The sequence below is a fragment of the Rhodococcus sp. P4_F3_2 genome, from assembly GCF_056401335.1.
The window spans coordinates 57,936-74,546 of record NZ_JBFUJN010000008.1 but is presented as its reverse complement, the minus strand read 5'-3'; the positions used below and the strand labels follow the sequence as shown (position 1 = coordinate 74,546).

Here is a 16,611-nt window from a genome sequence, read left to right as displayed (position 1 = left end):
AGGGAGAAGGTTGCTGCAGTGAGCACGTCCATCGTCGGTTTGTACGACCCCGCAGATGACAAGAGCAGTTGCGGGGTCGGGTTCATCACGCGCAAGGACGGCGTGCAGACCCACGATGTCCTGATCAAGGGCAGCGAAGCGCTCTGCTCGGTTCCGCACCGCGGCGGTATGTCCTCCGAGGGCGTCGGCGACGGCGGCGGCGTCTCGGTGGACCTCTCCCTCCGGTTCTTCCGCAAGGTAACCGGGCGCTCCGACCTTCGCGCCGGACGCTTCTGCGTCGGCAACTTCTTCCTTCCGGACGACGACGCCCAGCACGCTCGCGCTGCCGCCCTGGTCGAACGTGAACTTCTCGATCGCGGTTTCACCACTCTCGCAGTGCGCGACGTCCCGGTCGACAACTCGGCGATTCGGCCGGCCGCGATCGCGCATCAACTTCCGGTCAGGCAGTGGATTTTCGAGGTCCCCACTCCGCGTCCCGAGCCTGCGGTAGTCGATCGCCTCGTGCACGAGGCCCTGCTCGCCATCGAGGCAATCGCGTACAACACGCCTGCACTACGCGGGTTGTACCCACTGTCCCTCAGCGCGAGGACTCAGGTTCTCAAGGGCCGCTTGAACTCCGACGAAGTGATCCCGTACTTCCGCGACCTGGTCGACCCCGATCACGCTGTCCACACGATGTACTTCCACACGCGGTTCTCGACCAACACGGACCCGCATCCCACGATGGCGCAGCCGTTCCGGTTCATGGCTCACAACGGAGAACTGAACACGGACAAGAAGAATCGGCTCTCCGAAGCTGCGGTGGCCAGTGCAAAACGACGTGCGATCGTCCGTCCGCCCGGTCAGTCCGACAGCTGCCGACTCGATCAGACTCTGGAAGCACGCGTCATCGAGGACAGCGTCGATTTGGTGACAGCTGTGGTCTCGATGATGCCCCCTGCCTGGGAAAACGACACCACTCTCTCCCCCGCAGTGCGTGCGATGTTCGAGTACTTCTCGCTGTACGAGGAGAAGAACGACGGACCGGCAGCGCTCGTGTTCGGCGACGGCACCATCATCGGCGCCCGCCTGGACCGCCTCGGCCTGCGTCCACTTCGCACGATCGAGACACACGACTACGTGTGCGCATTCTCCGAAGCCGGACAGATCGCGTTCGCACCCGAGACGGTGATCCACCGTGGCCGCGTCGAGGCCGGCGGAATGCTGTACTTCGATCATCGAGATCGCCATACCTATACCGCCCGCGAAGCCCTGGAAAAGATTGCCGCACAGCGTGACTACCGGTCTCTGCTGGAGCAGTCACGAATCCTGATCGAAGACATCCCCGCTGTACCTGCGGAGAAGGTCAGCTCACCGACGCGCTACAACGGAACGTTCGAGGTTCATCAGCGCTACATGGCGTACTCCCTGGATCAGGAGAGTTTCAAATTCCTGATGGATCCGATGCTCACGCACGGAGCCGAGAAGGTATCGGCCATGGGTTACGGCAACGCCATCAACGCGTTTTCCGATCGTGAAGGCGGTGTGGCACGCTACTTCTCGCAGCGATTCGCGCAGGTCACCAACCCTCCGCTGGACAGCATCCGGGAAGCGGACGGCATGACCCTCCGGGTCGCGTTGGGCGCGAAGATGACAGCCGGACAGGGCAAGCAGATCGTCATTTCGTCGCCGATCCTCGGGCATCTGGACATGCTCAAGATCCGCGAACAGAAGCACACCCCGCATCGCCGATTCGAAATGCTCTACCCCGCCGCGGGTGACGCGCAGGCGATGGTTGACGCGATGACCGCGCTCGGCGACGCCGTTGTCGCCTTCGCAGCAGAACAGGGCGGGATCGCAGTCCTGACCGACCGGCACGTATCTCATGAGCGCGCAACGCTTCCCGCGATCATGGTCGTCGGAGCACTGAACCAACGCCTCATCGACGCAGGCCTGCGATTGCGTGTCTCTCTCATCGTGGAGAGTGGCCAGATCGAGTCCTCCCACCACGTTGCGGCTGCACTCGGATTCGGCGCTTCCGCCGTCTACCCGCTCTCCGTTCAGTTACGAGCCGAGGAGAAGTTCGCCGCTGATCCGGATGCCGCCTTCCGACGCTTCGCGAAGGCTGCCGAGAAGTCCCTCATGAAGACGATGGGACGCGTCGGCCTGTGCACTGTCGAGAGCTACATCGGCGGAGAATTCTTCGAACCCAACTTCCTCGATACGTCCGACCCTGTTCTGCGCCAGTGGTTCCCCAACATGAAGTCACCGGTGGGTGGCGTCGGTTTCGACACCGTCGCGGTGACCTCGAAGCAGTGGCACGAGCGTGCAAGTGAAGTCGAGGGTGAAAAGGACCTGCCACTGCTCGGCCTGTTCAAGGAGCGCGCAGACGGCGCGGGGCATTCGTTCGGTACCACCGCAGTCCGCAAGTACGTCGAACTCACCGAAGAGAAGATCGCGTTCGACAGTCCCTCAGGTACCGAACAATTCGATGCTCTACGCCTGCTTCCGCTCGGGCGACTCGACGATGCATTCCGCCTCGATGCCGGGGCCTACCGGGCAACGAGTTTCGACCGGTTGACCACCGAACAGATCGACGACTTCGACATCACTGCCGGGTACCGTGATTTTTCGACTGTGATGGCCGCGGAACGATCGCGTCGACCCGCAGCGTTGCGCGACGTCATCTCTGTTCCCGGCGACGTCACGTTTGCGGTCACGACAGCCGAGTTCACCGAGCAGATCAGCCGATTCTCGGTGCACGGCAACACAACGATCGTGATGCGCGGAGTCCAGTGTGAATCCGCCGCAGACGACCGGTACACGCTTAGCCTGGACGGTCCACTGGCCGGTGACAGCGCGCGAGCAAAAGCGCTCGGCGACGCTCTCTGCGCCACCTTTGCCGCCGATATCACCATTGAAGCCATCACACCGGATCTTGCGCTGAGGGCAACCGGCATCGGGGCAGAGTTCCTGTCCAAGCTGAGGGTCGCACCGGCAGGTGTTCCTCTCTCCGAGGTACAGAGCGCCAGCGACATCACCCCGAAGTTGGCGTCGGGTGCCATGAGTCATGGCGCACTGAACGCTCCGGCGCACGAAGCCGTCGCACACGGCACGAACATGGTCGGCGCGATGTCCAACAGCGGCGAAGGCGGCGAACACCTTTCGCGCTACAACACGATTCGTGCGTCGCGCATCAAGCAGTTTGCATCCGGACGCTTCGGAATCTGGGCGGGATACCTCGCCGACCCGATGCTCGAAGAGATCGAGATCAAACTCGGCCAGGGCGCAAAACCCGGTGAGGGCGGGCAGCTTCCGGCCGCCAAGGTCACCGTCGACATTGCTGCTGCCCGCGGCGGAACGCCCGGCGTCGAACTGGTATCGCCTCCGCCGCACCACGACACCTACTCCATCGAGGACCTCGCTCAGCTCATCCACGACTGCAAGGCAGCGCGTATTCGGGTGATCGTGAAGTTGGTGTCCTCGGAAGGAATCGGCACCATCGCCGTCGGTGTCGCCAAGGCCGGCGCCGACGTCATCAACGTCGCCGGAAACACCGGTGGCACCGGCGCCGCTTCGGTGACCAGCCTCAAGTACGCGGGTCGTGCGGCAGAGGTCGGTATCGCGGAGGTCCATCAAGCTTTGTGTGCCAACGGGCTTCGCCAGAAAGTCGTTCTGCGATGCTCGGGCGCGCATCAGACCGGCAGCGACATCATCACTTCCGCGCTACTGGGCGCAGACAGCTTCGAGTTCGGTACGTCTGCCCTGATGATGATGGGCTGCGTCATGGCCAAGAACTGCAACATCAAGTGTCCGGCCGGTCTGACCACCAACCCGGAACTGTTCGACGGCGATCCCCGCGCCATGGCGCAGTACCTTCTCAACATCGCTCACGAAACTCGGGAACTGCTCGCGAATCTGGGAATGCGATCCCTTCAGGAAGCGCGGGGTCGAACTGATCTCCTGCATCTGCTCGATCACCCGTCCATCGTCGGCAATCTGAAACTGGACGCGATGTTCGAGTCCGCCCCGAACATCACCGTCGACAATCCCGTGTACCTCGAGCGTGAGTACGCGCTCGACGAGAAGATCATGGACGAGGTTCGCACGGTGCTCTTCAACCGTGGCGAGGCCTCGGTCGCCGTGTCCGGACCTGAATTCGCCGAAGGTGCACTGCACCTGGGTAACCGGAACAAGAGCGTCGGTGGGCAGTTGGCGATCGACCTCGAACGCGAACTCAACTACGGAGCGGCCGGCCTTCTCGCTCCGGGGGTACTGACTGACGAGCGTGGGCGACGATATCTGGCTCCGGGCAGCGTGCGCGTCCTGACGACCGGATCTGCTGGCCTGTCGTTCGGCGCATTCTGCAACGACGGCATGCACCTGGAACACACCGGGACATGTAACGACGGTGTGGGAAAGAGCATGAGCGGCGGCGTGATTGCCGTGCGCAGCCCAGGCGGCGGCTCCAGTGACGCCGGCGGAAACGTGTTGATCGGCAACTTCGCGCTCTTCGGCGCCACCGGCGGACGAGTGTTCGTCGAAGGTGAAGCAGGCGATCGCTTTGCAGTTCGCAACTCCGGCGCCAGTGCTGTCGTCGAAGGTGTCGGCGACTTCGCCGGCGAGTACATGACCAACGGTGCTGTCGTGAATCTCGGCGAGTTCGGCAAGGGTGTCGGCAACGGCATGAGCGGCGGGTTCTTCTACCAGTACGACCCTCGCGGCGAACTGGCACTGCGAGCAAGTACCGATTCCGTACTGCTCGGTTCGATCACCGCTGCGACCGATCCTCTAGCCGCCGTCCACAACCACGCGGTACAACTCCTACTCGAACTGCATGTGGAAGCAACGGGATCCGCACTCGGAACCCGACTGCTCGAGAACTGGGAAGTCGAACAGCACTCGTTCGTCTACGCCATGCCCAAGGCATTGATGCTTTACCAGGACAGCGATGCAATCCTGGCTGCGAAGTCGCACAAAGAGCTTCTCGAAGAATTGGCGTCCGCCATCGCAGCACGTCAGGTCCGCACGTTCAAACTCGCAGTGCGCGATGGGCGCCCCGCACTGAACGGAGCAGTCCCCGCCTATGGCGAGACCGATACCGCGACAATGTATGCGCTGCTCAGTGCGTACACCGTGCTTCACTTCGCACAACAACTCGCCGCCGCCCGCACGCCGGGTGCGTCCGGGCCCGACGATCCAGCAGTGCAGAAGGCGGCCCGAAACCTGGTGCTGACCGAGGACTTCGCCCTCGTCCAGCACTTGGTCAAGTACTCGAAAGAGATTCTCGCCGGCTACGACGACGAACAGTTGGCTGCGTTGATTGCAGCCAAGCGCGTCGACGACTACAAACAGGCGCTGAGCCTGCGCAACGTGTTGGCCATGGACAGCCCGGCGACGTACGGCTGGATTCTGTTTCAAGACAACAAGAATCGGGACAAGCTCGGATCACTGCCGAACTTCGACGAACTGTTCGCTTCGCGCACGATCCCCGACCTGGTGTCCTGACCTCCTCCCCCGAACGTAGGTGAGCTTCAAAATGGAAATCCCGTACATCCCCGAATACGCACCGTTCAACGGCGACCAACGCGCGTGGCTTTCCGGATTCCTGGCCGGTCTACACTCACGAACTGTCATGCCCGGTCAAACCGGTGCTGCAACAGCGACAGTGGAGAGAACTGCCGGCGCAGCAGTGCACATCCTCTACGGAAGCCAGACCGGCAACGCGGAGTCCGTGGCCGAAGACGCGGCCGCAGCTGCTCGTGCCCACGGTCTCGAACCACTTGTCGCGGGTCTGGACACCGTGGATATCAATGCACTTTCCGCCATGCGCCGGGTGCTCGTCATCACCTCCACCTACGGCGAGGGCGAGATGCCTGACAACGCGCAGCTGTTCTGGGATGCAGTCGAATCCGAGAGTGCGCCCAGGCTGGAGGGTCTCTACTTCGGAGTACTCGCACTCGGTGACACCAGCTACGACGGGTTCTGCCAGTCGGGAAAGAACATCGACGCCCGATTCGAAGCACTCGGCGGGTCCCGGGTTGTCGACCGCACCGATTGCGACGTCGACTACGAGGATCCGGCGGCCGAGTGGATCGTTCGGGCGGTCGCTGCGGTAGCCGGTGTCGACGGTGATGCGGGGGCCGCTGCCTCGCCGGTTGCGTCCACTCCGACGAAGACCAAGTCCCAGTGGACTCGCAAGAACCCTTATCCTGCAACCGTCCTCGCCAACCGACTGTTGTCCGGCGAGGACTCCGCCAAGGAAGTCCGCCACTTCACCTTTGCGCTCGGCGAGGACGGTCTGGACTACGAGGCCGGAGATGGATTGGGCATCCGCCCGATCAACGACCCCGCTCTCGTCGAGGCGATCATCCTTCAGATCGGTGCGAGCAGTGACTACGTCGTCACCGCGAAGGACGGCTCGTCCGCACCGTTGGACCAGGTGTTGACCAGCGACTACGAGATCTCGATTCCCTCGCGCGATTTGATCGAAGACATCGCCCGACGCAGTGGCGACGCCGAACTGCAGCACATTCTCGACACGGAAGATCGGGAAGCGCTCGATGCGTGGCTGTGGGGCAAGGACGTTCTCGATCTCCTGCAGTTGGACAACAGCATTCGCTTGAATCCCGAAGATCTGCTTGCACTTCTGCGCCCGCTGCAACATCGGGTCTATTCGATCTCCTCCAGCCCGCTGGCCCACGACGGCACCGTGCATCTGACGGTAGCGAGTGTGCGCTACCGCTCGGGCGAGCGGGACCGCGGCGGCGTCTGCTCGACGTACCTGGCGGACCGCGTCGGCGAGGGAGATCGGGTCGGAGTTTTTGTCTCCAAGAACAATTCGTTCCGCCTACCTGCCGATGACACTGCTCCCGTCGTGATGATCGGACCCGGCACCGGTATCGCACCCTTCCGCGCTTTCCTGCACGAGCGTCGCGCACGCAACGTGTCGGGGCAGAATTGGCTTTTCTTCGGCGATCAGCATCAGTCGAGTGACTTCATCTACGAGGACGAGTTGAACGGTCTGACCCGTGACGGTGTCCTGACGCGTCTCGATCTGGCATTCTCGCGTGATCAGTCCGAGAAGATCTACGTCCAGACTCGTATGCGCGAGCAGGGCCGAGACTTGTTCGACTGGCTCGAAAACGGTGCGCACGTGTACGTCTGCGGCGACGCGACCCGGATGGCAAAGGACGTCGACGACGCGTTGCACGAGGTGGTCGCCGAGCACGGTGGGTTGGATGCGGACGCCGCCGAGGATTACGTCAACAACCTCAAACGATCGAAGCGGTATCTACGGGATGTCTACTGAGATGTGCCCGCACCGTGGCGAATGCCGTTGCGCAGCTTTGGCGCGTATGTCGGACCTGGACGCACTACTTGCGCGTCCAGGATTCCGCGGCGGACTGATCGACACCGCACCTGAGGTAGTCGGCAAAATGTTGCCGCTCTTGGACGACGCCGTAGCGATCACCGTTGCAGGTCCGGTGGCTGTCAACGACTCGGGCAAGTACGCCGTTCCAACAGTTCCCGGCGATCCGCTGGTCTGCACGCCGGGACTTGTCTCCCTACGTTTGAAGCCTTCCGCCCTCGGTTCGGTGGTGACCACTGACGCAGAACAGCACCTGCCCCCGACGCTTCGGATGTTCGATACCCACGGATCGAGTTCACACACTACGTATTTGACCCCGACCTCGGATCGTCTCGCCTTCGAAGCGATGCGAACTGCACCGAGCACTGTGAGGGAAACAAGCCCTCCCGCCCAGACATCGAATACTCCCGCCTTTTGGGCCGAGGCCGATCAGCTGACACAGCTCGACTTCATCCTCGCGGACAGCGGCAGCGAACGTCGTAGCGGCTTGGTCGCTCTGGGTGCCCTCGGCTACCGGAGAATCGATCCTCACCTCATGGCTGCCGGGATGGAGCACCTGTCCTACCATCAACTACCCGTCACGACAGTCGTCGCCGGCAACGGCTGCCTGCAGATTCACCGCGGTCACCTCGACGCCGCAGCCATGTTCGGCGGGACATTGACTCTAGCCTCGGACACCTGCCGAACGATGATCGATCTGAACGGCGTCTCGGAGTGTTGGCTGACCCGCACCCACGGAGTGCACGGTTTGACGACGTCTGTCGAGGTGTACGACTTCCGCCGCAAGTGCGTAGCCGTGTTCACTCAGACTGGCCCAACCGAATCCGCGGTCATGGCCGTATGGGAAGACGTCATGAGTTCCATTTCGGCCGCATCCTGAAGACCGAAGTACGACCCATTCGGGTGTAAGAAATCGGCGCATCGCGATAACTGGACGTGACGACCGAAGCCTAGCCTTGGGTTTCGGTCATTTGTCGTGTCTGCACCCGGACGCTGATTCAAGGAGTTATCCATGCCCCGCCCTCTCGTCGAACCGTCGCTGGTCCCGGCTTTGCGCCCGGCGTTGCCTGCATTGGCCGCCGGGGTGCTCGCGGCGGCAGCGTCAGGGGTCGCGATGCTCGGTGCGCTCTGGAGCGTCGTGCAACTCATCGGTGAACCGTCGATGACTTGGGCCGGGTGGGCATGTGGGCTGTGGCTCACCGGGGTAACGCTCGCGGCCACGTCGTCGTGGCTCTCGCATCACGCCGAGTCGCTCTTCGAGGCCAGGCTTCGACGCCAGCTCGCAGCTCATCTCGTTCGACTGCCCGCAAGCACGCTGTCCCGCTACAGCGGAGACGCACTGAGGAGGCTCGTTTCGGACGACATCTCGGCGCTGCACCATATGACTGCGCACCTACCGGCCGAGTTCGCGACACTGATCGTGGTCCCGGCGGTCACGATCGCGGTACTGGTTGCCTCAGCCGGCCCCGTAGCGCTTCTCGCTCTCGCTCCCGGCATCGTGGCAGCACTGTTCTACGTGTTCGTAATCCCCAGAATGGCCGCTCGGCACAGCGCCGAAAGTGCGGATGTCATGGGCGGCATCGTGACCGCCGTGGACGACTATGCCCGCGGTATCCACGTCTGCCGGATCTACGGCGCGCAGACCGGCGCTGCCGCCGACTATGCAGAATCGACAGCACGGTTCACCCGGGGAATGCAGGAGCGCGTTCGACTCGTGGCTACCCCCGCGGCCGTCGCGGTTGCCCTCATGCAGGCGACGGCGACGTTCGCGATCGCCTATGCCGTCGGATATCGCTGGGATGCAACGACATTGGCCGCCACTATTCTCTTCAGCCTCGCAATCGTGACACCGGCCCTGCGGCTCGGGCACGGCCTCGACTACGTCGCGGCTGGACGCGCTGCTGCAGTCCGGCTCGCCGCTGCCCTGGACGAACCCACCCTCCCTGCCGGTGAAGCACTCACCGTTCCGGCGTCGAGTCCCTCCGACCGCCTGGAGATCGTCGACCTGACTGTCATGATCGCGGACCGCAGAGTCGTCGACGGCGTCACGCATGCATTCCGCCCAGCCGCGATCACTGCGATCACGGGACCGAGTGGAGCGGGCAAGTCGACGCTCCTGAAAGCACTGGCCGGCTTCGAGATCCCGGAACTCGGTACCGTCCGCTACGCGGGCCAGAGCGTCCTCACGATCGACGAGAACCTGCGGCCACAGTCCATTCTGCTCACACCCCAGGGCGCAGACGTGTTGCCGGCCACGGTGCGCGAGAACATCGCGCTGGCCGCCCCCGATGCAACGGACGCGGAATACAACGCCGCACTACGCCGGGCACAGATCGACATCAGCCTCGACACCGACGCCACTTCACTCTCCGGCGGAGAACGTCAGCGAGTCGGGCTCGCTCGGGTATTCCTCTCGCCCGCAGCAGTACTGCTGCTCGACGAGCCGACCAGTGCGCTCGACGATCGGACAGCGGCCGAACTGCTGAAGGAACTGCGCGACTTCGCGCACGCTGAAGGGAAGACGATCGTGATCGTCACCCACGACCCTGCTCTTGCAGACGACGCCGACGATCGACTCGACCTCGACAGTCCCAACTCGCACAACGCCGCCTCGCGTAATGCCGCCCTGACTGGAGCCGAATAATGAACAGCGCCAATGCAGCCCGTCGCCGCTTGATCACCATCGGATTCGGTTGGGTGTCCGTTGCTGTCCTCGAGGCGATCGCGTACACCACCCTCGCCCTCTCGATCGCTGATCACCGGTCGCCGGTTCTCGTGCTGGCCACGGCCGCAATCGCTCTCTTCGTGACCGTCCTGGTCTCGCGGGGTGGTTACTTCACCGGGGCTCGACTCGTCGGCGATCTCTACGATGCGCTCGGCGACGCCTTCGCCCGCACCAAGCTGTCGTGGTTCACCGACGACAACCGGGCGCTGCTCGCCACCGTCGCCGGGCGCGGAATCCCGTCACTGATGAGCGTTCCCGCGCACCAACTTCAGACCTTCCTCGTTACGCCGCTGATTCCGCTGCTCCTGCTTCCTGGGATCGCGGTCGTCGCGGGGCTAGGCGTCATGCTGCTGGTCGGCGGACTGCTCGCAGTGTCGCTCGCGGCTCAGACGCTCGCCCAACGCGCTCTCAGCCAAGCGGACGCGCGCCGGCACGAGGCCGAACTCGCAGCAACGCAGTCGACTCTCGAGCTCACCGATCATCTCGAATTACTGCGCACGGCAGCCGGTCCCACACGTTCCGTCGAACGTATCGAGAGAAGTTGGCGGGATCAGGAAACCGCGCTTGCACGGACCAATCTCGCCGCGGCACCAGCGACATTCATCTCGGCGATCGCCACTATTGTGCCGCTGGCAGGCGCAGTGATCTTCCTCGCCGCCACCGGATTCGACGATCCCGCAGCCGCTCTAGCGCTCGTCATCCTCACCGCCCGCGCCGCTGCCCCGCTCGACGAACTCGCTCTGGCCGGAATCGGAGTCAATGAACTGCGTGCAACGGTTCGCGATTATCGGGCCGCGACTTCGGCTCCCGCACTACCCGAGCCCGCGTCCCAGGACGCCGCGCTCCTTGTTGGAACTGACATCAAGGTCGTAGGAGTGGACCACGCTCCGGTTCTGCGCGGCATCAACGCGGAGATCCCCGCCGGGGAGCGTGTTCTCGTCGCAGGGCGCTCGGGTACGGGGAAGAGCACCCTTCTCGGGCTGCTCATGCGCTTCGACGACCCGGACGAAGGCAGCGTCACTCTCGGCGGAGTTTCATTGCGCGACTTGCCATACGACGACCTGGCTGCTCACATCGGCTACGTGCCACAAGATCCACTCGTGTTCTCGGGCACGCTCGGCGAGAACATCGGACTGGGAAGACCGGGCGCTACCGAAACCCAGATCGAGGAAGCCGCCAGGCGCGCTGCCCTCGGCGCCGTTCTCGACCGCTCGACGCTCGGCATTCATCAGGACATCGGTCACCAAGGATCCGCTCTCTCCGGTGGCGAACGTCAGCGGGTGGCGATCGCTCGTGCCTTCCTCAAAGACGCTCCCGTCCTGGTGCTCGACGAGGCTACTTCGGCTCTCGACGAGGGCACCGAGCGCCGCATCGCCGGCGCCGTGCGGGAAGTGGCGGCTACCGTCTTCGTCGTCACCCACCGCGACCCCGCCATCTGGGAGCCCACCCGCACGATCACGCTCTGACATCGCAAGCCCTAGTGCTCGCGTTGCAGTCCTTCTACTTCGGCAGGTGTACGACGGACAACCCTTGCAGGCGATCCAGCAGCAACGACGTGATCGGGAATGTCATGCAAAACGACACTTCCGGCACCGATCACGGCGTTATGACCGATCGAAACTCCTGCACCGACGGTGACGGAGGCACCGAGCCACGTGTTCTCGCCGATGACGATCGGAGCGGCTCGCTCCCATCCCTCGCGGCGCCGTCGATGATCATCGACAGGGTGCAACGCTGTCATCAGCTGGGCTCCAGGCCCGATCCTCACGTCCGCACCGATCGTGATCAGCGCATCATCCATGAAGAACCCGTTCGCGTTGACGAATGCGTTGGCTCCAAGCCGAATGTTGTGTCCGTAGCTGCATTGGAACCGCGGCACCACCAAAGCTCCGTCACCTACCTCACCAAAAAGGCTGGCGAGAGCCCGTGAGCGGACAGCATCGTCGTCCGCCGCAGCCCCATTGAACGAGTCGAGTCGACGCCAACACTCAAGCCGCCGTTCCCGCAGTTCGTCATCATCGAGATACCACTCGCCACGAGCAAGACGATCCGCCTGTTCTCCCACCCGCGGATCGTCGCACACCGCGCCACCGCACTCCGACTGGGCACACCGCACCCCACCGAGCGCTATAACAGGGCGGCTCCAATGCAGCCCGGACGGCGAACGAGATCGCACACCTTTACCGCCGGACCGATCACCCCGGGTTGCGCGACTTTTTGTTCCATCGGTGACCCCAACCCGGGACACCTGCTGTACGAACAACCCGTCGCCACACAATCATGTGGCGACGGGTGAGTGCTTTCCCGTTCTCCAGTTGTACGCCTACAGCTTCGCGCTGATGAGCGGCACGATATGTTCAGCCGCCCACGTCGTTCCGATCGGGCCACCGCTCGTGATTGCCCACAGAACATCCCCGCCGTCGGCGGTGCGAGGAGGCAGGCCAACCCAATGACCGGAGGACACAGCGCCGAGAGCTTGGAAGAGCTTCCCGCCGGTCAGCTTGTCGAAATCCTCTTCGCTGCCGGCGGCACTGCGACCGATCAGCAGGAAATCCGCATCGATGTTCTCGAGAAGTTCCTCTCCGACCGTGCTCTGGGTGACGAACTCCTTCGCACGCGGATTCTCGGCGAAACCAAGCTCACCCAGGAATGTTGCCGGCGCCGAACCTGGCGCTGAAAGATACTGCAACCCATTGCCCGTGCCGTAGAAGATCGCCCAAGTCGCAGTCAGACCCGCGAGTTGCGGGTTTTCCTCACGCACTTTGGCGAAGTACTGATCATGCTCTGCCACAACCTTTTCAGCCGCATTCGAGAGATCGAGGGTCTCGCCCAGAACACGGATCGACTCCTTCCACGGCACGAGCATCCGCGACTTCGTGTCGGGGCTCGTCACCACCGGCGCGATGGAGGACAAACGCTCGTAGTAATCACCCATGGACAAACCACCCAGGCCGTCAGCCCAGCCGACGGCGACGATGAGGTCCGGTTCGCTCGCGGCGATCGCTTCGACGGGAAGTGTTCCGCCCATCGCGAACTCGAAGGTGTCGAGATTCTCTGCGTCGTAAGGCAACAAGTACGACTGGGAAGCCGATTCCTTCACCATCGACGAGGAGAGGACAGGTTTGACGCCGAGCGCGAGGAGCATTTCCGTGTCGACGGCGTTGGGCACGATGGCGGCGATCCGCTCCGGTCGCTTCTCGAGAATACTTGTACCGTATGGCGATTCCAGGGTCAGCGGGTAGGTGGTCGTTCCTTCCGCAGCGGGCAGGGCGTTCCCCTCCGAACCGGGAGAGGATGCCGTTTTCGAGTCTTCGGCCGAGGCCGAGCACCCGGCTACGAGGAGCGCTGCGGCGAGCGCGGCCCCGATCAGTCCGGTGATCCGTGATCGTCTGGTGCGCAGGACTGTCATTTCTGCCTTTCGGTGTTATCGAGCACTTTCGGTGTTGCTGAGGTGAAGGGTGTTGGGTGAGCGATGGAGCCAGGTCAGGAATCTGCCCGAACGGCCCCGCCGCGTTTCCAGTAGCCGGTGAAATCGATGTGGGTCTTCGCAATTCCTCGATCACGAATCAAATGACGCCGAAGCGAGCGAACCGTCGCCTGTTCGCCTGCAAGCCAAGCGAATACGCGTCCGTCAGGCCATTCGGCAGCACTGACCGCGTCGAGCAACAAAGTAGTAGCGCCGGGCTCGACCCCCTCGCGCGGCAACCACGTGACACTCACCCCGGACAACTCGCGCACCGATTGGATGTGAGCCGAGTCCGCAATTTCGACGAACACATGCCCCCTGGCATCGGCGGGCAATTCCTCGAGCAGACGTGCGATCGCCGGCAACGCGGTCTCGTCACCGACGGCCAGCAGATACTCGTAATCTTCCGGGAGTCCCTGCGATACAGAGGGGCCCGCGATGTGCATTCGGTCGCCCGGGCTGGCGTCCCGCGCCCAGGTGGTAGCCACTCCGTCGCCGTGAACAACGAAATCGACGTCGAGTTCCCTTGTTTGCGGATCGTAGCGGCGCACGGTGTATGCGCGGGCAAGCGGACGGCGCCCCGCAGCGAAAGTCACACTGCCGTCGACCATTACCGGCAGGACCGGGTCGGTTTCGCCGGGGTAGGTGAACAGCAACCGGATGTCGTCGTCGAAGCCCGTACTCGCGAAGGCGGGTTCGGCAATTCCGTCGGCGTTGGTGAAGGTGTCGAGTTGGGCTCCGGTGAGCGTCACTCTCCGCATGCCCGGCGTCACCTCTGTCACCCGATGTACCTCGAGTTCACGCAAGGTAACGGGGTACGCCGTTGTCGGACGGGTGTTTCGGGGCACGGAAAGTCTCCTCGGAAGCGCACGGACGGGGGTCCGGCCCACGTTCGATCACGACGGGAGGGCCAATAAATAAAGCTAGCCTGCCCTAATCAGTTAGTGTTATCCGTGCGTGCCGACTTCTTACACTCATCGGTCGGCTGGAAGAGAATGCATCGACGTCGGGAGGGCATCGTGGGACCACGGTTGGTGTTCCCCGCAGGCGAAGTCCCCGAGATCCCCGCTGCTCGGCTCGCCTCGACCGCGAATGAACGCGAGCCACTGCTGTTCTGGGTACATACCGGGCGCGCAGAATTGCAGATCAGCGGCCGTACCCGCAGTGTGACTGCGGGGGCGGCAATCTGGGTACCGGCGGGAATCGCGTACAGCATCCGGGTCGATCCGGGCGCGGTCGCATTTCCCATCCCACTGCCCGCGGCCGACCTGCCGCCCGCGTTGAACCGGGTCATCGACTTCGAGATCCCAGCAGACTGGCAGGACTGGCTCGTCCACCAATTCGCGCACAACTTGGGATTTCTTCGGGGTGAGACGGCAGCGGGAGCCGGACTGATCGAGCTTGTCGCGGGTGTTCACTCCGACGCGGACGACAACTCCCCGTCATACTCGCCACCGCGCTTGCCACGCTCGGCCGAAACCCTCGAGATCGCACGCACGCTGCTGCGGACGCCATCCGACGACACCGAACTTTCCCGGTTCGCCCAGCAACTCAAGATCGGTGTCCGCACCCTGCAGCGCCGATTCACCGAGGAAACGGGATTGTCATTCGTGCGCTGGCGTACTTCGGCCCGGATCGCGGCAGCGACCTCATATCTGGCCGCCGGCCGCGAAATCGGCTGGACGGGTAGCCAGGTCGGATTCGCGACACCCGCGGGCTTCACCCGCGCCTTCCGAGAACACACCGGCATGACACCCACCGACTACGCACGCGCCAACCGGCGCCCGACGCCGCCCCGTGAAGACGAGACCCTGGCACAGGGCGTTGCATTGTTGTCCGAAGAAGGCGCCCGGTCAGGATCGGCACCAGCACCCCCGACGATCCCCGCAAGTGGAACGTGGGCACGGGTCAACGACTTTCACGTCGTTGTCTGGATCTACCGAGGCTCCGCCCGGGTCACTTTCGGCGACCGAACCTGGAATCTGAGACGGGGTGACGCGATGTGGCTTCCCGCTGGAGTGCGCAACAGCGTCGAGATCGCCGAAGGCTCTTTGTTACTTCCCCTCGGATCCCAGCCGGGTGCCTCTCCCGTCACCGCACCGCCCCCACGTGTGCTGCACTTCGCGCGCGAAGCGCAGGCGTATCTGCTGCACACGGTGGTCGCGAATTACACCCACCTGCGCCCCGAGATCCACGACCCCGCCCGGATCGCGAGGCTGATTCGAAGTGCCGCGGCAGCACCCCTACCCAGCGGCGATCAAGCCGATCCAGTCGAAACGATCCTTGCCGCACTCCGGAAGAACCCCGCCGATTCGCGCACGCTGCCGGATTGGAGCGCTCGGCTCGGCGTCGACGAGGACTTGCTCCTCAAAGACTTCGTAGCGGCCACCGGCCAGAGCTTCCCGCGCTGGCGCGGTCAGTTGCGGATGACCCTCGCCCGCGCTTATCTCGAGGAGGGCCTCGCGGCCGGAGAGACTGCCCGTCGACTCGGATACGCGCACGCGTCCGGATTCACCAAGGTCTTCATCGCGGCTCACGGCATGTCGCCCCGGGACTACCAGCGCCGCGGATGGCGAGGAACGGTCGAAGGACTCATCGACTCGTGACCTTCCGTCGGATAATTCCTTCAGTTCCCACTACACGAACAGTGCGGCAGCCATTCCGGCAAAAACCAGCGAGATGGCAAACAAGTAGAGACGCAGAATACTGCGGTACCTCTTGCGAGCATGCTCCACTTCATACGAGCTACTCAGCGTTCGGAAGAGAACTATGAGCATCAGAGCGACGGCTGTGAACAGTGTGACCACGATGACCCAGTCCGTCGTGGTTTCCACTGGCGCTTTGCCGTCGTCGCGAATTGCCCACTGAGCCAAAAAGTTCAGCAAGAACCCCAAGATGATGCCAAGCGAAGTCACCATCGGCTGGCGGGTATCCCGAATGTCATCGTTCATGATCACTACTTTCTTGACTAAATTTTCAGTCAGGAGCTAGTCTCTGTGCAAGCAAGTGAGCGCCAGACGCACCTGGTGTGATCGAACAGTAGCTGGATGTTGCCCCACTCGCGCGCGA

Annotated in this window: 10 protein-coding genes; 6 read left to right on the top strand and 4 right to left on the bottom strand. The window is 63.2% G+C overall.

The features are described 5' to 3' along the window. The first annotated feature begins 18 nt into the window (after positions 1-18). The 5 genes from AC1DWA_RS10620 to AC1DWA_RS10600 all read left to right on the top strand — a co-directional run bounded on the left by AC1DWA_RS10620 (position 19) and on the right by AC1DWA_RS10600 (position 11,542). Entirely contained in the window at positions 19-5,487 is a 5,469-nt protein-coding gene (locus AC1DWA_RS10620) for a glutamate synthase-related protein (protein ID WP_477846010.1), read from the top strand. Positions 5,488-5,518: 31 nt separating this feature from the next. Then, the gene (locus AC1DWA_RS10615; protein ID WP_438472592.1) at positions 5,519-7,291 is read left to right on the top strand and encodes a sulfite reductase subunit alpha; all 1,773 of its coding nucleotides are present in this window, start codon (positions 5,519-5,521) and stop codon (positions 7,289-7,291) included. Positions 7,292-7,337: 46 nt separating this feature from the next. Then, on the top strand, positions 7,338-8,231 hold the full coding sequence (locus AC1DWA_RS10610) for a ChuX/HutX family heme-like substrate-binding protein (RefSeq protein ID WP_264613519.1): 894 nt from the start codon (positions 7,338-7,340) through the stop codon (positions 8,229-8,231). 132 nt (positions 8,232-8,363) lie between these two features. Further along, positions 8,364-9,995, top strand: coding sequence for an ATP-binding cassette domain-containing protein (locus tag AC1DWA_RS10605; protein ID WP_477846009.1), 1,632 nt, complete (start codon positions 8,364-8,366; stop codon positions 9,993-9,995). Beyond that, complete coding sequence (locus AC1DWA_RS10600) at positions 9,995-11,542, top strand: ATP-binding cassette domain-containing protein (protein ID WP_021333345.1); 1,548 nt, start codon at positions 9,995-9,997, stop codon at positions 11,540-11,542. The genes AC1DWA_RS10605 and AC1DWA_RS10600 overlap by 1 nt, the downstream gene beginning before the upstream one ends. Before the next feature lie 11 nt (positions 11,543-11,553). Here the strand turns inward: AC1DWA_RS10600 and AC1DWA_RS10595 are convergent, their stop codons facing one another. From AC1DWA_RS10595 to AC1DWA_RS10585, 3 genes are all read right to left on the bottom strand, one after another. Continuing rightward, positions 11,554-12,141: a sugar O-acetyltransferase gene (locus AC1DWA_RS10595; protein ID WP_037137108.1), complete on the bottom strand. Its 588-nt coding sequence runs from the start codon at positions 12,139-12,141 to the stop codon at positions 11,554-11,556. A gap of 258 nt (positions 12,142-12,399) precedes the next feature. After that, the gene (locus tag AC1DWA_RS10590) at positions 12,400-13,485 is read right to left on the bottom strand and encodes an ABC transporter substrate-binding protein (RefSeq protein WP_020971218.1); all 1,086 of its coding nucleotides are present in this window, start codon (positions 13,483-13,485) and stop codon (positions 12,400-12,402) included. Positions 13,486-13,559: 74 nt separating this feature from the next. Further along, positions 13,560-14,390, bottom strand: a complete 831-nt coding sequence (locus AC1DWA_RS10585) for a siderophore-interacting protein (protein WP_020971219.1) — start codon at positions 14,388-14,390, stop codon at positions 13,560-13,562. Positions 14,391-14,561: 171 nt separating this feature from the next. On the opposite strand from AC1DWA_RS10585, the gene AC1DWA_RS10580 reads away from it, so the two are divergent. After that, positions 14,562-16,148, top strand: a complete 1,587-nt coding sequence (locus AC1DWA_RS10580) for a helix-turn-helix domain-containing protein (RefSeq protein WP_477846008.1) — start codon at positions 14,562-14,564, stop codon at positions 16,146-16,148. A gap of 30 nt (positions 16,149-16,178) precedes the next feature. Here the strand turns inward: AC1DWA_RS10580 and AC1DWA_RS10575 are convergent, their stop codons facing one another. Next, positions 16,179-16,493 carry a hypothetical protein gene (locus AC1DWA_RS10575; protein ID WP_042953267.1) on the bottom strand — a complete coding sequence of 105 codons (315 nt, stop codon included), beginning with the start codon at positions 16,491-16,493 and terminating at the stop codon, positions 16,179-16,181. Positions 16,494-16,611 lie beyond the last annotated feature (118 nt).